At 44.5% G+C, this 18,952-nt stretch carries 15 protein-coding genes; 5 read left to right on the top strand and 10 right to left on the bottom strand.

Translation table 11 applies throughout. From position 1 onward, the window contains the following. Positions 1-57 precede the first annotated feature (57 nt). Together ACMCM8_RS08660 and ACMCM8_RS08655 are read left to right on the top strand one after the other, a co-directional pair. Positions 58-840, top strand: coding sequence for a TatD family hydrolase (locus ACMCM8_RS08660; protein ID WP_412727432.1), 783 nt, complete (start codon positions 58-60; stop codon positions 838-840). A 16-nt stretch (positions 841-856) separates the two neighbouring features. Further along, positions 857-1,414 (top strand): pyridoxamine 5'-phosphate oxidase family protein, encoded by a 558-nt coding sequence (locus ACMCM8_RS08655; protein ID WP_412727430.1) that lies wholly within the window; start codon positions 857-859, stop codon positions 1,412-1,414. Positions 1,415-1,465: 51 nt separating this feature from the next. Here the strand turns inward: ACMCM8_RS08655 and ACMCM8_RS08650 are convergent, their stop codons facing one another. The 4 genes from ACMCM8_RS08650 to ACMCM8_RS08635 form a co-directional block, all read right to left on the bottom strand. Beyond that, entirely contained in the window at positions 1,466-4,384 is a 2,919-nt protein-coding gene (locus ACMCM8_RS08650; protein ID WP_412727428.1) for a ligand-binding sensor domain-containing diguanylate cyclase, read from the bottom strand. Positions 4,385-4,602: 218 nt separating this feature from the next. After that, positions 4,603-6,423 carry a M2 family metallopeptidase gene (locus ACMCM8_RS08645; protein ID WP_412727426.1) on the bottom strand — a complete coding sequence of 607 codons (1,821 nt, stop codon included), beginning with the start codon at positions 6,421-6,423 and terminating at the stop codon, positions 4,603-4,605. Positions 6,424-7,022: 599 nt separating this feature from the next. Beyond that, a complete protein-coding gene (locus ACMCM8_RS08640; RefSeq protein WP_412727424.1) occupies positions 7,023-7,463 on the bottom strand; it encodes a YchJ family protein in 441 nt (146 codons plus the stop codon). Positions 7,464-7,611: 148 nt separating this feature from the next. Then, positions 7,612-8,025 (bottom strand): deoxyguanosinetriphosphate triphosphohydrolase, encoded by a 414-nt coding sequence (locus ACMCM8_RS08635; protein ID WP_412727422.1) that lies wholly within the window; start codon positions 8,023-8,025, stop codon positions 7,612-7,614. A gap of 238 nt (positions 8,026-8,263) precedes the next feature. Between ACMCM8_RS08635 and ACMCM8_RS08630 the strand changes: the two genes are divergently transcribed. Continuing rightward, positions 8,264-8,695, top strand: coding sequence for a YqaA family protein (locus tag ACMCM8_RS08630; RefSeq protein WP_412727420.1), 432 nt, complete (start codon positions 8,264-8,266; stop codon positions 8,693-8,695). Positions 8,696-8,801: 106 nt separating this feature from the next. On the opposite strand, the gene ACMCM8_RS08625 is transcribed toward ACMCM8_RS08630, so the two are convergent. The 5 genes from ACMCM8_RS08625 to ACMCM8_RS08605 form a co-directional block, all read right to left on the bottom strand. Beyond that, positions 8,802-9,440, bottom strand: a complete 639-nt coding sequence (locus ACMCM8_RS08625; protein WP_412727418.1) for a sulfite oxidase heme-binding subunit YedZ — start codon at positions 9,438-9,440, stop codon at positions 8,802-8,804. A gap of 27 nt (positions 9,441-9,467) precedes the next feature. After that, entirely contained in the window at positions 9,468-10,472 is a 1,005-nt protein-coding gene (gene msrP, locus ACMCM8_RS08620; RefSeq protein WP_412727416.1) for a protein-methionine-sulfoxide reductase catalytic subunit MsrP, read from the bottom strand. A gap of 237 nt (positions 10,473-10,709) precedes the next feature. Further along, complete coding sequence (locus ACMCM8_RS08615) at positions 10,710-12,053, bottom strand: anti-phage deoxyguanosine triphosphatase (protein ID WP_412727414.1); 1,344 nt, start codon at positions 12,051-12,053, stop codon at positions 10,710-10,712. Between the two features lie 18 nt (positions 12,054-12,071). After that, a complete protein-coding gene (gene yfbR / locus ACMCM8_RS08610) occupies positions 12,072-12,671 on the bottom strand; it encodes a 5'-deoxynucleotidase (RefSeq protein WP_412727412.1) in 600 nt (199 codons plus the stop codon). A 1-nt stretch (position 12,672) separates the two neighbouring features. After that, positions 12,673-13,893 carry a pyridoxal phosphate-dependent aminotransferase gene (locus tag ACMCM8_RS08605; RefSeq protein WP_412727410.1) on the bottom strand — a complete coding sequence of 407 codons (1,221 nt, stop codon included), beginning with the start codon at positions 13,891-13,893 and terminating at the stop codon, positions 12,673-12,675. A 270-nt stretch (positions 13,894-14,163) separates the two neighbouring features. Between ACMCM8_RS08605 and ACMCM8_RS08600 the strand changes: the two genes are divergently transcribed. Together ACMCM8_RS08600 and ACMCM8_RS08595 are read left to right on the top strand one after the other, a co-directional pair. After that, positions 14,164-14,958 carry a DUF2189 domain-containing protein gene (locus tag ACMCM8_RS08600; protein ID WP_412727408.1) on the top strand — a complete coding sequence of 265 codons (795 nt, stop codon included), beginning with the start codon at positions 14,164-14,166 and terminating at the stop codon, positions 14,956-14,958. Between the two features lie 382 nt (positions 14,959-15,340). Next, positions 15,341-15,661: a DUF3718 domain-containing protein gene (locus ACMCM8_RS08595; RefSeq protein WP_412727406.1), complete on the top strand. Its 321-nt coding sequence runs from the start codon at positions 15,341-15,343 to the stop codon at positions 15,659-15,661. A gap of 186 nt (positions 15,662-15,847) precedes the next feature. Here the strand turns inward: ACMCM8_RS08595 and ACMCM8_RS08590 are convergent, their stop codons facing one another. Continuing rightward, positions 15,848-18,913, bottom strand: coding sequence for an efflux RND transporter permease subunit (locus tag ACMCM8_RS08590; RefSeq protein WP_412727658.1), 3,066 nt, complete (start codon positions 18,911-18,913; stop codon positions 15,848-15,850). Positions 18,914-18,952 lie beyond the last annotated feature (39 nt).

The raw sequence follows: 18,952 nt of genomic DNA, 5'->3' as shown, positions 1-18,952 counted from the left end.
AAAGGGGGGAGTCGCCTTTGCATACCTCTGGTGTATCAAAAAATTTATAGGTGTAGTTTGTTCGTAGATTCTCATTGTCATTTAGACAGATTAAAACAAGGCCCAGAAGCACTGGGTGAAACACTCCAATTTGCACGAGCACGAGGTGTAGAGCATTTTTTGTGCGTGTGTGTGTCCGTTAACGATTATGACGCCATGTTAGAAACAGTGGAGCAATACGACGATGTATCTGTGTCGTGTGGTGTCCATCCGTTACATCAGGATGAAGCGTGCAGCTATGAAGAGCTTCTCGCGAAGGCGAGTAGGGATGAAGTGGTTGCCATTGGTGAGACAGGGCTAGACTATTTCTATAGTCCAGAGAGCAAAGACGTGCAGCTTACCTCCTTTATTGATCATATTAAGGTGGCAAATGAAACCAAAAAGCCACTGATCATCCATACTCGCGATGCCAGAGAAGACACCATCAACTTGTTACGCGAACACAAAGCAGAACACACCATTGGGGTTTTACACTGCTTTACCGAAAGTCTGGAAATGGCGCAGGAAGCGATTGAGCTAGGCTTTTATATCTCAATTTCCGGGATAGTAACGTTTAATTCTGCTGATGAATTGCGAGAAGTGGTAAAAGCTATTCCCCTTGATCGTCTTTTGATTGAAACGGATTCACCTTGGCTTGCACCTGTTCCGCATAGAGGTAAACAGAATCAGCCCGGTTATGTGGTGGAGGTAGCAGAGTTTATCGCTGAACTTAAAGGTGTATCGGTCAGTGAATTGGCCAAAGTCACCACTGACAACTTTTACACCTTGTTCTCGCTTGCCGCTAAATCAGCCCAAAGCTAGGTGCACGGAGGATATAATGCCTCAATGGCGACAAGGATTGACTAAAAGCCTGCACCATACTCGTAGTATGCCTGAAAGCCGTTATTTTCAATTGGCGACCGTGGATGATAAGGGATTACCTTTTTGCCGCACGGTCGTGTATCGCGGCCTCACAGAGGACAATCAATTAATTATAATTTCTGACACCCGTTCAGAAAAATTTAAACAGTTGCAAGATAATGGTCATGCCCACGTATGTTGGTATTTCGCCAAGTCACGGGAGCAATATCGGTTTGGCTGTAAAGCCACACTTGTTACTTGGGATAACGACAGTGAATTACTGGCGTTCCATTGGCGTAAATTGTCTGATGCCGGTAAAAAGCAATTTTTGTGGGGAGAGCCGGGAACACCCAGAAACGATGGTTCTGCTCTTCATGTAGAGGGGAGTTTTGAAAAAGTGCCCCCACATTTTTGTGTCATTTTACTGACCATAGAAACCGTCGATTATTTAAGCCTTCGCGGCAATCCTCAATACCGGGAATGGCATCAAAAGGACGCTATGGGAAACTGGATAAGTCAGTCTGTTATTCCCTAAGTAGCTAAGTAGCTTTGCGCCCCACTTTTATACTGGCAGAGGGGTACTGTCTCAGGTGATCACGGTATTTCGACCCGACTCCTTGCCTTGGTACAGTTTTTTATCGACGGCATGAATACAGGCCTCCACGCTATCGTAGTCTCGAATGTCGGCAACGCCACTGGTAATGGTTGTCTGCACTGAGTAGGGTGGAACATCAATCACCAAATCAGCAACAGTCTTACGCAGTTTTTCGGCGACGTAATAGGCCTCTCTTAAATTGAGGGTAGGCAGTAATATAAGGAATTCTTCGCCTCCCCAGCGTGCAATGACATCACTCTCACGCAAATTAGCTTCTAACGCTTTGCCAATTTTAGTTAACACGATGTCACCCACTTGATGACCATAGTTGTCATTGATTTGTTTAAAGAAATCAATATCGATAATCAGCAAAGCAAAGGGGTAGCCGTGGCGCTTATATCCCTGCCACGCCGCTTTCGCTCTTTCAGTAAAGTAGCGCCTGTTTTTTAATCCAGTAAGGGGATCTTGGGTGGAAAGCAGGGTGAGTTTTTCTACCACAGCCTCTAAGTCTCTGGTCTTTTCCTCAACTTTAAGTGCCAGTGCTTCTGAACGTCGTTTTAAAGTGGCAAAACGCAGCCAAATAATAGTGGAAACTACTAGGATGGCTAACCAAACAAATAGTATTCGCCATAGCGGTTTGTCATACCAAGGCGGGACCACTGTTACTTCTAACTGAGCTTGCGCGCTACTCCATTCGTTCTTGTTGTTAATCGCCCTGACAGTAAAACGATAATGACCAGGGGCGAGATTAGTATAGGTTGCAACGCGGTTTTTATGGTCAGTGTAGCGCCAGCTATTTTCAAAATCAGCCAGTTTGTATGCGTAACGCAGCTCATTGGCATTCATAAAATCTGTGGCAGAAAACGCGATGGAAAGGGCGATGTCATTCGGTGTCAGTACTATTTCGCTACCTAAATTCTGTTTTTGCTGTGATGTCGTGCCATCATTTTCGTCTTTGTGCACTACTTCGATATCGGTAAAGTGCACCTGGGGTGCCCAAGTGACATTGCCTACTTGTTGCGGATCAAATTGAGTTATCCCGCCTGCACCACCAAACATAACGGTATTATCGCCTGTCACGGCGACAGAGCCGATGTAATAACCGTTGGCTATGGCGCCATTTTCTGTACCAAAATACGATAGATTTTTGAAATCAGGCGAAAGGTAAGCAATGCCCTCTATTGTGGAAATCCACAAACCCAAGACACTATCTTCAACTATTGCACCGATGGAAATGTCGCTCAGGCGGCTTTCGGATTTAATTTGTGTGACTTTGATACTAGACGCATCATATTTATCCAACGTCAGAAAATACAGACCTGAGGCCTGCGTTCCCACCCAATATCCACCCCGCTCAGAACGGGAAATCCATGTCACAACTGTTTTCTGAGAAAGTTTGTCAGTATATTCTGCAATACTGGTCAACTCGCCGGTGGTTTTATTTGCTAAATACAATCCCGCGACAGTACTAAGCCAAGCATAGTCACCGTTTTCTGTCAGCACCCGCGTGGTTAGCGATAATGGCCATTGTGCCACAACGGTGTTTTGGGAGGGACGGTAAACGAAAACACCGTCACTATAACCGCCATACCAGATGTCTCCACTACTATCGATATCTAGGCTGTAACCAGATTTTCCATGCAGGGCAACAATCTCCAATTCTTGGGTAGTTTTATTGAGTTTCGCTAAGCCTGCACGGGTGGTTACCCAAAGTGCATCTTGTATGTTGTCATAGTGAAGACTGAGTACATTGTCACTTTTAGTATCGTTGTTGGCAGCGGTCTTTATTAACTCGGATTGTCTTGAGTAACTTTTATCCTGTGGGTTGTATAGCCAGAGGCCTTTTTCATTTGCCACCCACACAAGGTTGTCTTTGTATGGTTCTAAAGAAGCAGTAAAACGTCCTTCACCCACTTCAGATGAATAAAAATGACTTTGCAGGGGATTGCTCAAGGCAAGTCCATCGTCTTTAGTGCCGACGACAATCAGTCCCGCATTTGTCTCATAAAGACTTGAAATTCTCTCATCTGAATGGTGTTTGTGATTGATCATTATGTGAGAGACTTGTTTGTTTGTGTGGCCCCTTAGCACATTGATGCCTCTTTCCGTAGCAATCCACACATCGCCATTTCGCTGAAGCAATATATCGTTTATGTAATTATCAGATAGGCCTTGTGATGAAGGTGTGCAGACGCTATCAAGTTGTTGGGGAGGTGCACTCGGGTCAAAAAGGCATGCGCCATGAGTGACCGTACCAAGCCAAAGTAAGTGTTTCTTTAAACCCTGAGTTGTTGCTACCAACCGCGTAAAATTGATATCGTTAAAACCCAACAACTGAAGAGAGTGGTTTTCTGCATCCAGCGTGTACAGACCAGCAGTCGAGGCAACATACAAAGTTCCCTTTATTACTTCAACATCAGTAATAGTACTTGTGCTGCTAGGAAGATAAGTCACGAGTTCTATACTGTCGGTTTGTTTAACATAGCGATACAAATGGCGCTCTGAAATAATCCATAATTGGTCGTCGTCGGTCAATTTAATACGATTGATCAACGATTTGTTAAACGGTGTGGTAGCCGGAAGCGCATAGTGCTTAAATTTTTCTGTATCCACATCGATGCGACTTAGACCGCTAAATGTACCTATCCACAAATATTGCCCATCGCTACTTGCTTCTATCTGAAGTGCTGTAAGCGTTTGTAAGCCGGTCGATAAGTCGTCGTGCCACATACCAAAATTGCGAAAAGTATAGCCATCAAACTTATCTACGCCTGATTGTGAAGCAAACCATAAAAAGCCGTATTTATCCTCAGCGATGTCGGCAATGGAGACATGAGAAAGGCCATTGTCAGTATTGTGCGTTTGAAAGGTGGGAGCAAACGATTGCGCGTACGCGTATGGGAGCGCCATAACGATAACCAGTATCATCGCTATTGCGAAGTGAATGAATGTAGTTGCGCGCATAATAAAGGGAATAATTACAAAAGTTTATCTTATTAAGTTACGACATTCCTCAGGACTTACAATCGGACAAAAGTTTAAATTAGAGAAAAAAGACCTCGCACGTGCGAGGCCCTTTACCATCACTTACTATTTGTCCAGACGGCCAAAGCAAATGAGTTATTCATTTACCAACCACACTGACGTGTACTGTTTTGCTCGTCCAGCCAAGTTTTCAATGGTGCAAAGTATGCCGCAATCGTGCTGGCATCCATCTCAGGTGAGCCAGTAAGCGTTTCCAGCGCATTCTGCCAAGGTTGGCTCATTCCCATTTCTAACATGTCATTGAGTGCTTTACCCGCTGCTTCGCTACCATAAATTGAGCATCGGTTTAGCGGACCTTCATCGCCGGCAATGTCACATAAGGCTTTGTGAAATTGGAACTGCAGAATGTGGGCAAGGAAATAGCGCGTATAAGGTACGTTAGCCGGTACATGATATTTGGCGCCTGGATCGAAGGCGTCAGCATCACGCGCTACGGGGGCTTTTACACCCTGATATTTTTCACGCAATTCCCACCATAAATCATTGTATTGTTCAGGAGTAACTTCACCTGACATGACTTTCCAACGCCATTGGTCAACCATAAGACCGAATGGGATAAAGGCAATTTTATCTAACGCAACCTGCATTAACATGCCTATATCATTGGACGCGTCTGGAATTTCGTCAATAAGACCAATCTGCTTTAAGTATTTTGGCGTTATTGAAAGCGCAATGGTATCGCCAATGGCCTCATGGAAGCCGTCGTTAGCTGATCCGCGATAAAGAAGTGGCTGATCTTTATAGGCGCGTTGGTAATAGTTGTGGCCAAGTTCATGGTGAATAACGTTAAATTCTTCCCCAGTTTTTTGAATACACATCTTGATACGCAAATCGTCTTTGTCATCCAGATCCCAGGCTGATGCGTGACACTGCACATCTCGTCCTTCTGGTTTAACAAACATAGAACGTTCCCAAAACGTCTCAGGAAGCGCTTCAAAACCTAATGAGGAAAAGAAAGATTCCGCTTGTTTTACCATATCGATTTCGCTGTAACCTTGTGCATTTAAGGCGGCGGTCACGTCAGGTACTTGCATTTCTTGTTGAGGTTTTACGATGTCATACACATTGCCCCAGGTTTGCGCCCACATATTACCAAGCAGGTGAGCTGGAATGGGTTGGTCTTGAGGGACAACATCTTCACCATAGTGCTCGCCAAGCTTTGCTCTAACATGGCAATGGAGCGACTCGTAAAATGGTTCAACTTGTGACCATAAACGATCGAGCTCTTTAGGAAACTCATCTGCAGGCATATCGTATTTGCCGCGCCATAGTTCACTTACATTTGCAAAACCCAGTTCTTTGGCACCAGCATTGGCCAGAGTTACTTGTTCTGCATAAAGTGGTGCCATGGGTTTGGCCACTTCGCGCCAGCCTTTCCAGTATTCCAGCAGTAAATCGGCGTCACGCTCTGTGGCCATTTCACTGCTCATCTGCACTAAGTTTTTGCAGGTGCCATCTTCACGGCAGTATTCACCCGAACCATACATGGCGCTAAGATCAGAACCGATCTTCGCTAAACGTTCAGCTTGTTTCGGATCTGAGGGAGGGGGCATCGTCAGGCCATTTTTTAACAAATCAAGCTGACGTCGAGTATCCGCATCCACTTCTATATCATTAAATTTGGCCGCTTCTTTGGCTAGGGTTGCCACTTTGGTTGACAGTACTTCGTTAAAATAGGCACTTACTGCAGCCGTATCATAGTTAATGTTAGTAGCGTAACTCCATTCAGCGTGGGCTGATGGTACCTGCATTTTTTCGATGTCACTTTGCGCTTGTTGCAGAAAGGCTTTTGCATCAGCTGCGGTTAATGTAACCGAAGTATCAGTTTGGGGGGCGTTATCCCCACATCCGAATAGGGTAATACTGACAAGAGCAGCGAGTAACGTGCGTTTGTGCTTAATCATTGTGTGTCCTTTGTTGTGATTTTTTTGTTGTGAGTGAGATACACAGAGACAGAGTGCCTCCATTGTGAAACGCGATGAGAAATTTGTAAAACAAAATCGAACAAACGGACAGAAATTGGTGTAAAGGCAAGGGTTTTAAGGATATGTATTCAGAGCGTGTGTATACTGTTTAAACGGCCTTGACTGGCTGCGATTTAGCCCTCTGGACCTTCAACCATTCACGTTGTTTAAACAGCACACATACCTTTGCAAAAAGTAGAGAATAGGGTTAGCCCATGGCTGAAACAGCGATGGCAACACTTAAAAGGATCATCAAATGCTTTGGTTTTAACGCCATAATTACCTCTTTACTGTTATCGCAGTAACTAAATAGTAGCGTCAAATTAGCAAACTCCCCATCCATAATTAGTCTAAAAAGCTTAAATGTCACTAATGTCATTTGGTGGGGAAGAGGTAGCTATAGAAAATTGCTAAACAAGCTAGGTTTTTGACCCTCGCTAACTAAGCATTCAAGTGGATTTCGCGACTAAAAGCCTTCCATTTAGACCGACATTTGTACACCAAAGGTCAGCCGGCCCTAGAGACACTGAATGAAGTGATTACCGAATTTTGGTGGAACAACATTGCTTAAATTTTTTACCGCTACCGCACAAACAGGGTAAATTTCTCCCGTACTTTAATTTTCCGCAGTCGTCATGTAGCACGCCGTCACGGTAACGCCACGCCCCTTGTTCTTTGACAAAGTAAGAGGTTTCATGAAGTTGGTACAGGTGATTATTTTCGAAATAGTAAGCGGTGAATTCCACAGAATCCACTAAGTCAGGTTCGTCAGATGCAGTAAAGCTGGTATCGGTAGATACATGGTTTATTTGTAATGCAAACCACTGAACCCCTTTCGCGCTTTCACTTAACTCAGTGATCGATAACCCTTGCCGCTCGTTTTCAGCATACGTATCTAAAATATAAGCGTAGTTTTGTAACGCATAGGCCGAAAAGCGTGAACGCATAAGTTGTTCTGCACTGTGGGGGAGTGCGTCCATTTTAATAAAGGGTTCACAACATGATTTAAAGGGAAGTGTTGAACAACAATAACAACGCATTACTAAGATATTACCGTATATAAACTGAGGGGCTCAGTATAGTATTAACTTATGCACTACCCAAATATTTCAGTATTGTCTTTCAGTATTACCAGGGACCAATGGCTACGTTTTGCCCCAATGAAGCACTATTAACTTTAATGTTTACCAAGCTTACCGAATAAAGTTCGCAAAGCTTTCTTATCATTTCACTGTCAGTGGGTTGTAGGTCTAAATCAATATTTTCCACATATAAGGTCTGGCATTGGCCACCGGTAATGAGCTTGCTGATCCATTCAGGTATTTTTTCTTTCTCAGGCTTCTGAATGCGGATGGCGTGGTCGACACCTTTTGCAAAACCAACGGTATCGGAAAGTAAATAACTCCAACCTTTACCCGTACCGCGATTACCTTCGCCAGGATAACCTTCAAACGGAAGCGGAAGCTGTACAACATTTGAAACCGCTTTAGAAGAAACCGATGTACGTAGCGCATTGATTCGTGAAACAGTTGATGTGTTCATTGCCATCCCCTTTTAACGGAAATAATTAAGCTGTTGTTTTATACAGTGTGTATGTGTGTACAGTATTCCTTGTTAGTGGTTTTTGCAAGTCATTAATTGTGTTTTTTTCGTTCAACGCTAGAGAGGTAAGGTAAGTGCTTTAAAATAAAGATTTTTTATTGGCTCAGTAGTATTATATTTCAATCGTTTTTAGGCGTGCTCATTGCAAGCAATTTCATTACATCAATAGGATTCAGGATTGATTAGTTTTTTTAGCCTGGGTTATGTGGGCATGTTTATATCGTCTTTTTTGGCGGCCACTATTTTGCCCTTAAGTTCTGAAGTGGTCTTAACAGGGCTGTATGGCGGTGGTTTTCACCCTGTTGCGTTATGGAGTGTGGCGTCAATAGGCAATGTGTTGGGATCACTTGTGAATTATGCGCTAGGCAGAAAGTACGGTAGAGTTGCTGCCACTCGTTGGTTGCGAGTGAAAGAGGCATCATTTAATCGCGCTATGGCTTTTTTCTCTCGCTGGGGTAAATGGAGTTTGTTTTTATCCTGGGTGCCTGTGATTGGCGATCCTATCACTTTGGTAGCTGGTGTTTTGAGAAGCCACTTCGCCTTTTTTACAGTAGCGGTGATCATCAGTAAAGCAGGGCGCTATGCCATATTGTTGTACGTACTAAGTTAGGATCTCAATACCTATTAACATTTGCTTTGTCTATATAGCGTACGGGTGGCTACTAACGTATAGCAAAGACTAACAGGCGTGAGCGATAGGGTCATGGTGTAAAGGCTCATTCCTTGGCTCGATGGGCGCGCTTAATTCGACTTACTTTATGTTTGATGCGTGGTATAAGCAGCAATAACCCCACTAACCAGTACCAAATTGGTTCCTGCCATATTGTTTTTTGCGACCAGCTGAAATGAACTAAAACCAAAATCAAAATAAGATAGACGCTATTATGCAGCTGTTGCCAGCGTTGACCCATTCGCACTTGAATTGCCTTAAACGACGTGACGGAGAGCGCGAGTAATAGGAGGAAAGCTACCATGCCTACTACGATATAGGGGCGGCTGAGCAACTCGTTCATCACCAGTGCCATGTCCAGTTGTAGCTCAAAGGTGATATAGGTAAAGAGGTGGGCGAAAGCATATACAAAGCTGTATACACCAACTAAACGCCTAAACTGAATAGGCGCTGGACTGGGCAACGCTTTGGCTAAGGGGCTCAGGGTCAGCGTGATAAGCAGTAAATGTATAGCCCAGATACCGGTTTGATTTAACAGGGTATTGACAGGATCTGGCCCGAGTGTGTCAGTAATCCCAGCAAAAAATAACCACATTAAATAACCAAGCGCCCACCCGTGGACAGCCCCTTTTATTGCCCGGCGTTGCCATACATTTAATCGCAGTGGTTTGCTACATAGTGGCATACAACAAACGGTCCTGTACTCGTTACCCTAATAAAAACGGGTTAAATCCATATTGGCATATAGCGGAGCCACTTCGTCATACCCGTTGAACATTTGGGTCGCTATCCGATTACGGGTAAGCAATCCACCCGAGGTAATTCTGCGCTCGCTAGCCTGGCTCCATCTGGGATGAGAAACCTTTGGGTTAACATTGGCATAAAAGCCATATTCGTTTGACGCCAAACGGTTCCACGTTGTGGGAGGCTGTTTGTCTGTCAGCGTTATGCGAACAATGGATTTAATACTTTTAAAACCATATTTCCACGGCACCACTAAGCGAATGGGGGCGCCATTTTGGGGAGGGAGTGTTTTACCGTATAACCCAACCGACAAAAGGGTTAAAGGATGCATCGCCTCATCTAATCGTAGCCCTTCTACATAGGGATAGTCGATACCACCACCGGTAAATCGGTTTCGCTGACCCGGCATCTGTTTTGGGTCGTAAAGCGTTTCAAAAGCTACATACTTTGCCGACATCAGAGGGTCGGCCTGTTTGATTAACGACGCAAGTTCAAATCCTACCCAAGGGATCACCATCGACCATGCTTCTACACAGCGCAGACGATAAATACGTTCCTCTAGAGGGAAACGGGTGGTCAGTGCGTTGTGATCCAGCGTGATGGGATTTTTCACCATTCCATCGACAGTTAATGTCCAGGGTGTAGTCTGAAACTCTGAGGCACGTTTGGCCGGCGCATCTTTGGACGTGCCAAACTCGTAAAAGTTATTGTATGTGGTTACCTTGTGCTGAGGTGTTCTGGTTTCTTCAATTTGATACTTGGCTGGTTGTGTAAAGTCCAAAGGCTGGGTTCGAGATGGAGTATCTTCTTTGTCATCCCCAAACCACCCCGCTGCGCTGGCTGAATTAGCCAAGAGGGTAGATGCGCCAATAAAGCCCATAGATTTGAGCAGGGTTCGACGATTGAAATAAATACTTTCATCGGTTACGTCGTTATCAGTTAATGTTACTGAGGGCTTAAATGGCTTGGGCATTACTCTACCTCTTTTTACTGTACAAGATTACAACGGCTACCAACACGACACGTACTAGCCCGCATTGCTTACTGCTATCTCTAGCAAATACGTTTAAATACGAAACCTGCGTCATAAGGTTTTGTTTTAAATAACGCATGCTTAAAGTAAGACCGAGATCACATATTTTTTATTTCAGAAAGTTAAGTTGTAGCCGCGATATGGTGTAAGCATGCATGGTAGACGGGGGCGTTAGTACTACATGTGAAAGCTATCTTGAATACCACCTTGTTTAGGAGAAAAAATGCTGGCGTAAAGACGTGAAGCAAATTCATCAGTCATGCCAGAAATATAGTCAGCCAGCACACGCATACCATTGCCAGATCCTTGCGCTTTGCGCCAACGAAGTTGGGTATTTTCCGGTAACAATCGGCAAGGATCAGACGCAAATGCTTCAAACAGTTCCATCACAACCAACTGGCCTTTGTATTCTAAAAGCTGCACATCGGGGCGGCGTATCACTTTTGTAAACACAAATCGTTTAAACAGCTCCAGGGCCTGTGCAAAATGAAACGGCATTGTGGCGTTAAACGCCAAAAGGGGATGTGTAAAGCCATCGACAGCTTGAATTTCTATTGCCGTTATAAAGCTGTTTACCAGCGCACCAATTGCGTTCTTTCTTTCGTGGTGCTTAGCACTAAACAGTTTGTCAGTTAATTTTTCAATGTTTTGCGAAAGCCAGGGGACATCAAGCGCCTTAATGGGTAAAGTGACATCATCGACAAAGTGATGCTTATGCACCATATCCATCACAATGGCGTCTTCTAAATCGTGAATGCCATAAGCAATGTCATCAGACAATTCCATAATAGAGCAATCAAAGGATTTAAATTGCGTTTTGCTGTGGCCATTCTCTTTGGTGCTGAATTGCATCAACCTGTCTTTATCACGTTGACTAAACGGTGCGAGTAACCAGTCAAAAAGTGGTTCATCGCAGCGAAAAAGGCCTTTTGGCGGATGCCATTCGTCAGCCTTTACTTGCCGTAGTGACAGGGGACGCTTTGGTGGCACAGTGCTACTGTGTAATGTATCAATAAAATTGGGGTACTTTACCAGCCCTAAAACACTACGTCGGCAGAGGTTCATACCATGCTCAGCAGTGTAGGGCTCTAGCTGGGTAATAATGCGAAAGGTCTGTCCGTTGCCTTCAAATCCGCCGTGGTCGTGCATCATGTAATTGAGGGCAATTTCGCCTCCGTGACCGAATGGCGGGTGACCAATATCATGGGCAAGACACAAGGTTTCTATCAAGGTGGGATCGAGCGCAAGGGTATTCGCTATATCGGGAAATTTACCGCACAACTGTGCAGTAATGCCTGTACCAATTTGAGCGGCTTCGAGTGAATGGGTAAGTCTGGTACGGTAAAAGTCACTCAGTCCCACACCGAGTACCTGCGTTTTGGCTTGCAAACGCCTAAATGCCGCACTGTGTAATACCCGAGCCTTGTCCCGTTGATAAGGGTTTCTATGATCGCCATCGCGACTGACACTTCGCGGTAAGCGGCGCTCGTGTAATGCTTCTTCCCATTTCGCTATCGTCACAACAACATCCTTCGTTTGTTACATTTCGTCTTGGGTGATCTCGTCTAAACTGAGTGAAAAACTGGGTACATAGCGGGTTAAAAAGTAATCTACCTCATCTGAATGATAGTCTTTTAATATTTTATCCAGGCGCTTTTTAGCCAGTTTAAATTCCTGATTGCCTGCAGTGAGTTCTTCTAAGGTTTTTAAATAGGCGCATAGCACGTCAGCGGCTTTAACAAGAAACGCTTCTTCTTCACTGTGGTAATGCGAATCAATCAGTGCGGCGTAGTCGTCGCGAAAGGCTTCTGGCGCCATTTCAATGAGCTTGTTTTCCGCGATCTTCTCAATTTTTTTGTATTCTGCTTTGATGGCGGGGTTAAAGTATTTTACTGGGGTAGGCAGATCCCCAGTCAGTACCTCAGATACATCGTGAAACATTGCCATAGTCGCAATGCGATCAGGGTTTAATGTTCCGCCAAAAAATTTGTTTTTGATTAACGCCAGTGCGTGGGCGACCATAGCCACTTGCAAACTGTGCTCCTGCACATTTTCGGTTCTTACATTGTGCATCAGTGGCCAGCGGTTAATTAGCTTTAAACGCGCCAAGTGAGCAAAAAAGTGGCTCTTATCTGACACACTATGCCCCTTGTTTATAAGTTCTGAAAAAGTTGCCGATACGGTGTAGCGCCGGTACTAGTACATCACTATGCGGTAAGAATACCAGACGGAAATAGATCCCTTCTTTTAAGTTGAACGCACGGCCGTGTACCAGCAGGATTTTTTCCGAACTCAGCAGATCCAATACCATCTGTTCGTCATTTTGAATGTTGAACTTCTTCTCATCTACCCGTGCAAAACAATACATGGCACCTTTGGGCTTAACACAATGGATTCCGTCAATGCCGTTCAGCATGTCTGTGGTGACATCCCGTTGAATGCGAAGGCGTCCGTTTTCTTTGACCAAGTCGTCGATACTTTGATACCCACCTAACGCGGTTTGAATGGCACTCTGACAGGGCACATTGGCACACATACGCATTGAAGAAAGAATATTCAATCCTTCTATATAGTCAGTTGCTAGTCGTTTATTCCCACTCACTACGAGCCAACCAGAACGAAACCCAGCTACGCGGTAGTTTTTGCTTAGCCCACCAAAAGTGACAAAAAACACGTCGTCAGCAAGTGAAGCAATGCTGGTGTGTTTGGCATCGTCATACAAAATTTTGTCATAAATTTCGTCACTAAATATCACCAGCCCATGCTGACGTGCAATTTCAACAATCTCTTTTAATAACGCTTCGTCGTAAACGGCCCCAGTAGGGTTATTGGGGTTAATTAAAACAATCGCGCGGGTCTTACTGGTGATCTTGCTCTTGATGTCGTCTAAGTCAGGAAACCAGCCAGCTTGTTCGTCACAGCGATAATGGACCGGTGACCCCGACGATAAACTTACCGCAGCCGTCCACAATGGATAGTCTGGGCTGGGGATCAACACTTCATCACCGTGGTTGAGCAATGCCTGCATCGCCATCATGATAAGTTCTGAAACGCCATTGCCAATGTAAACGTCATCGACGCGTATATCTTTGATGTTGCGCTGTTGGTAATACTGCATCACGGCCACGCGGGCGGCATAAATTCCTGTCGAGTCAGAGTATCCTTGGGACGTTGGCAGGTTATGGATAACGTCTTTGACAATATCATCAGGGGCTTCAAATCCAAATGGGGCAGGGTTGCCGATATTCAGTTTCAGAATTCGGTGACCTTCATCTTCCATTTTGCGCGCTTGTGCTGCAATAGGGCCTCTAATGTCATAACAAACATTATCTAATTTATGTGAGCGAGATACAGTTTTCATGGTCTATCTGGTTGATTTACATACCCTGAGATTATCGCAAAGCTCTCATAGATGCGATGGTATTTTCCCCACTTTCGACACTTTCTGCTTACTTTTCTGTCTGTTCGAGTGAAATTTAACCGCAAAAGAGGATGGATATTTTTAATGTGATTTAAATATAAAATCTTTGTAAAAATCTTGTGAACTTTTCATTCTGTGCCTATCGTAGTAATAAGGCGCGATAAAAACGCGTTGGTAATGAATAGGTTTATGAGCAGAGGTGATTTAAATATGTCGCACCATTTTAAAGAGACACCAGAAAATGCGATTACACAGAGCGGTATAGCCCGTGTCATTCCCTGCAAGGAATTAGACGTAGGCGATCCCATCAAATGGTTGTCACTTGCGCTAAGAGACGCTTTGCGAGCACCTGGATTAACTGTGTTTTACGGGGTGCTGTTTGCGGTGATACCGTGGTTTATTATGTATCTGGTTGAAATGACAGGGTGGCATTTGGTGATCCTGCCTGCCATCGTGTGCTTTATGCTAGTGGGTCCTTTTTTAGCCGCGGGGCTTTACGATGTGAGCTGGGAAATGGAAAAAGGCCACAAACCCACACTTCGCCATTCTTTGCGTGCAATGCGTCGCAATGCGTTTAATGAATGGGGATTTGCCATTTTACTCATGGTGATGATGATATTCTGGTTACGAGTCGCCTCCTTGATTCACGCCTTGTACCCTCCGTACATCGAAAATGACTTAGAGAGCTTATTGCCCTTTTTGGCATTGGGTACATTAGTAGGCGCGGGCTTTACCTTAGCCATGTTATTCGTTACCGCCTTTACTCAGCCCATACTCATGGAGCGCAAAGTCGATTTAGCCACGGCAGTATTGACCAGTGTTAATGCAGTCTGGTTGAATAAAGTGCCCATGTTGATATGGGGCGCTATCATTTTCAGTGCAGTGGCGATAGGTTTCGTTACTGGCTTCGTTGGCTTCATCGTACTGATGCCCTTAATTGGTTACGGTTCGTGGCATGCTTATATTGATGCTATTGAGACTAAACGCGAACGGAAATATGAGTAATTATGTAGTTTAATTACGTGATGCTCGGGTTGATTAAGGGTTTTTCACCGAGTTTACTTCGTTAATTTTGTTAAAATTACAAAAAAAGACGCTTCAGGGCGTCTTTTTTGTCTGCGTTTTTATATTAGTTTGTTCCATATATGTATTTAGCTATTAAGTTTTGGAATATGTGCAACGCAAAACTTAATTAAAAAGAGTGTCTTACAGAGTTAATGATTTTGTAACACGCTGATTTACGGGTTTTTTACCCAACCTACACAATCTTTCAACAGTAAATTTTTTATCCTTAGTGCATAAATAAAGTGCATGGACCGCCGTGGTGTATGCAGAAATCGTGTTTGCCATAAATCACAAATGTGGAAACCACCTTGAGGATAGAAAGATGAAATTAGTGAAAGCATTAGCAGTAACAGCAGTGATGGCATGTTCAGTTAGTGCCAACGCTGCTGCTCCACAAAAAGAAGTACGTTTTGTGGGTGAAACGCAGTTTGCAGGTTTTTGTAAAGCCATTATTAACGATGATATCCGCGTGCTCCGGTCTACTTTGTCGCGAAATGTAGGCGTTATAGGGGCAAGTCAACGTGAGGTACTTCGGTTAGTAACATCGGAAGAGGGGCTTACCTGCAATGGGAGTAGTCTTATTGAGTTTTCTGTTGAACGCGATGCAAACTCAATATATGAATATCTAACCTCGCGTAGTTAGAAGGTGTAACACGTACTAAGTGTGAAATTGTTCTTAGCAACGTATGAATAAAAGCGGGATAGTTGAGAATTGGCCGCTCTGAGCTGGCTCAATTTGAAAACCGTCCCGCTTTTTACGTTAATGTGAAACCTGTATACAGGTTTGACTGTCGCGGTTAATACTTAACAAGGTGTTATTTCTGCCTTATTAGATACTTATCCATTTACCCACTCTGGCTGAGCTTGCTCTGAACAAACGTTGAGTTTTAAATCTCAGTTTGAGCAACAGTACATAAGCAAGGGGCACCAGAAATAAACTGGTCAGGGTTGAAAAGACCAAGCCTCCAATGATGGCTATCGCCATTGGGGAATAGGGCGGGCCATCTCCACCTATCCGCGTGCTGCCCATTGCCAGTGGTATCAAGCCCAGCACTGTTGTGGCGACGGTCATTAAAATTGGGCGAATTCGCGTCATACAGCCTTCAACAACAGCATCGTATAAGGATAAACCTTCATTGATTAACTGATTAATTCTATCGACCAGCACAATGCCGTTGTTAACTACGATCCCCATCAGGATAAGCATGCCAATCATGCCCATGATAGACATGGATGTGCCGGTTACCATAAAGGCCCAAAACACCCCTGTGAAGGAAAATAGCAACGATGTGATCACCGAGGTTGGCAAGATAAGCGATTCAAACAATGCTGCCATCACCACGTAAATCATGCACAGTGCAAGCAGCATGTTCATTTGCATTACCGCATTTGCTTCATCCTGACGGGAGAAGCTACCGTCTAATGTCCACTTATAGCCTGTAGGTAATTCTATGTTCGACAGTACCTTTTCAATGCGCTCTCGGGCTTGTTCAGTGGTGGTTTCACCTTCTAAATTGGCGCCGATGTCTAAGGCGGTTTGGCGATAATTGCGATTGATTTGCGATAGCTGAGGTTTAACAGTGAAATCGGCAATCATATTCAACGTGATGGTCTGACCTTGGTTGAAGCCAATATTGACGTTTTTGAGCTCACTGAGCGAGGCTTGGATGTCGCTACCAAATTTTAATTGAACAGCGACTTCTCCTGCGTCGCCGTAGCGAAAGGTCCTTAAGTTACTGCCGCGAAGCGCAGTCGCAATCAGCTTAGCTACATTATTCACTTGAATACCAAAGCGATTGGCTTTTTCCCGGTCAATGCGAATTTGCACTTCATCGCGGGTGGAGCCTGTGTCCGCTTTGACATCTTCTAAACCTTCTATATTGGCCAGAATAGGGATGATTTGCTCTGAAATATCCAACAGAGTCTCAGAGGAGTCACCCAAAAGCGTGACGCGGACGCCGCCGCCATTACCACTGTCCCATTGGAAAGAGGGTCGCGCACGCACAAAAGAAGGCATGTTTTCGCGAATGTCTTTTTTTATCTCACTCACCGGCACAGGCAGATCGTCATTTAACGTTATTCCACTTACGGCATGGCCAGGTGTGAAATAGGTGTAGACCTGTTTGATGTGAAAGCGCGCTTGATTGTCATATAAATAGGCTTCCATCTTATCCACGGTCTTCTCGACCTCTTCAAGGGTGAAGTTTTGCGTGATGTGGTAATTTAGCCAAATCCGCTCCTGATTATCATTCCCTTCTTCATCGGACGTCACTACCTGCATGGGTAACACCGTCGATGCCAAGATGAGTATGGCTATCACACAGGTAGCTACTTGGTGTTTCAGCATCCAGTTAAGCGCTTTTCCATAGCCTCGAATATAACCTGGTGTGGTAGGAGTTTTGACAACCTTAATCGGCACTTTGGTGGTCAATAGTGGGATGAGGGTTTTTGCAATGAACAATGAGGCAAAAAGTGAAATACAAATGGCAACCGCAACATGTTCCAAAAATATGGTCACATCTATTTTTACACCAATGATATTGGGTAGAAAAACAATGGCTGTCGTAGCGGTACCGGCAATGACGGCCAAACTCACTTTATTAACACCCAATTGTGTTGCTTTAGCCACGTCACTATTGTGCTGACGTTCTTGAAATACGCTTTCGGTGATGACCACGGCGTTATCTACCAACATCCCTACTGCCAACATCAATCCCATTAACGACAGTATATTTAGGGTATAACCTAAAAGGTACATCACGCCTAATGTAATACATATCGAGAAAGGCACAGACAAAACCACAATGAGGGTGGTGGTGAGTTGGCGTAAAAAGAGATAAAGCACAATGACGGACAACAGGGCGCCTAATAAGCCAGCATTAAGTAAGTCGCTCAGTGAAGACGTGACACTTTTCGCCGTATCGTCCATGACAAATAAACTGATGCCAGTAAATTCGGGGTCTTCTTTTGCCTTTTCAATCACTTTCATTACTGCATCAGAGACTTCAACCAAATTACTGCCAGACTCACGAAACACGTTAAAGCCCACTGCAAAGGTACGATCGAGATGGCGACCTTCGTTGCGTTCGGGAAGTTCGTAGGTGACTGAAGCAATATCTGATAAGCGGACACTGCGATTGACCCACATGTTTTTAAAATCGTTTACATCAGTAAATTCACCGGCTGGGTTAACTAACACCTTTTCGCCGTTGTTGTACATGTAGCCAGCGGTAAGTGAGAAGTTTGCTTTTTGAAGTTGCTGTTCGAGCTTGTTGCCGTCAATGTGATAAGCCGCCATTTTTCGCGGGTCAAGGCGAATAGTGATCTGGCGCTTCATGGTGCCGTAAAGTTCGACTTTGGACACGCCCGGCACCCGTTCAAGTGGGCGTTTTAAGTTGCGCTCTAACAAGTCGTAGGCGTTAGATAAATCTCTGTCACTGGATACCCGAAGCTGAAAGATGGGCATGTCATTGGTGTTAAATTTATACACCATTATGCGTTCAATATCGTCGGGAAGTTCGTGGCGAATGGCATCAATTTTTTCCCGTGCCTCAATACTTTTGGCTTTTAAATTTTCGTCCCAGTCAAACTCTACAATGACCTCGGCCATGTTTTCATAGGACCGCGCGCGTAAGCGCTTTATCCCAGACATAGTGGCAATGGCTTCTTCTACAGGACGTGTGATCATGGTTTCAATTTCAACCGGCGTCGCATCGGGATATGGAATTTGCACCACCATTTCTGGGATGTCGATACCCGGAAATTTTTCCAGTGGTAACAAGCGTCCCGACACTACACCAAATAGCAGCATGGATAAAAACAGCATACCTATTGTGACCGGTTTACCTAATGCAAACCTAGCCAGCGATGCGCCAATACCGGCAATTTTAGTCATGTGCGGATGGTGGCTGTTTGTAGGAGGTGTAGGGGAGGT

Source organism: Alteromonas sp. D210916BOD_24, assembly GCF_047159385.1.
Lineage (GTDB): Bacteria > Pseudomonadota > Gammaproteobacteria > Enterobacterales > Alteromonadaceae > Alteromonas.
The sequence above is the reverse complement of the archived record's forward strand: the minus strand, read 5'-3'. Positions and strand labels throughout refer to the sequence as shown.

Excerpts from the sequence above, each read along its gene's own strand:
- msrP (WP_412727416.1), bottom strand. The coding sequence starts at position 10,472 with ATGCCCAAGCCATTTAAGCCCTCAGTAACATTAACTGATAACGACGTA.
- ACMCM8_RS08655 (WP_412727430.1), top strand. The coding sequence starts at position 857 with ATGCCTCAATGGCGACAAGGATTGACTAAAAGCCTGCACCATACTCGT.
- ACMCM8_RS08595 (WP_412727406.1), top strand. The coding sequence starts at position 15,341 with ATGAAATTAGTGAAAGCATTAGCAGTAACAGCAGTGATGGCATGTTCA.
- ACMCM8_RS08645 (WP_412727426.1), bottom strand. The coding sequence starts at position 6,423 with ATGATTAAGCACAAACGCACGTTACTCGCTGCTCTTGTCAGTATTACC.
- ACMCM8_RS08605 (WP_412727410.1), bottom strand. The coding sequence starts at position 13,893 with ATGAAAACTGTATCTCGCTCACATAAATTAGATAATGTTTGTTATGAC.
- ACMCM8_RS08590 (WP_412727658.1), bottom strand. The coding sequence starts at position 18,913 with ATGACTAAAATTGCCGGTATTGGCGCATCGCTGGCTAGGTTTGCATTA.
- ACMCM8_RS08625 (WP_412727418.1), bottom strand. The coding sequence starts at position 9,440 with ATGCCACTATGTAGCAAACCACTGCGATTAAATGTATGGCAACGCCGG.
- ACMCM8_RS08600 (WP_412727408.1), top strand. The coding sequence starts at position 14,164 with ATGTCGCACCATTTTAAAGAGACACCAGAAAATGCGATTACACAGAGC.
- ACMCM8_RS08640 (WP_412727424.1), bottom strand. The coding sequence starts at position 7,463 with ATGGACGCACTCCCCCACAGTGCAGAACAACTTATGCGTTCACGCTTT.
- ACMCM8_RS08635 (WP_412727422.1), bottom strand. The coding sequence starts at position 8,025 with ATGAACACATCAACTGTTTCACGAATCAATGCGCTACGTACATCGGTT.
- ACMCM8_RS08650 (WP_412727428.1), bottom strand. The coding sequence starts at position 4,384 with ATGGCGCTCCCATACGCGTACGCGCAATCGTTTGCTCCCACCTTTCAA.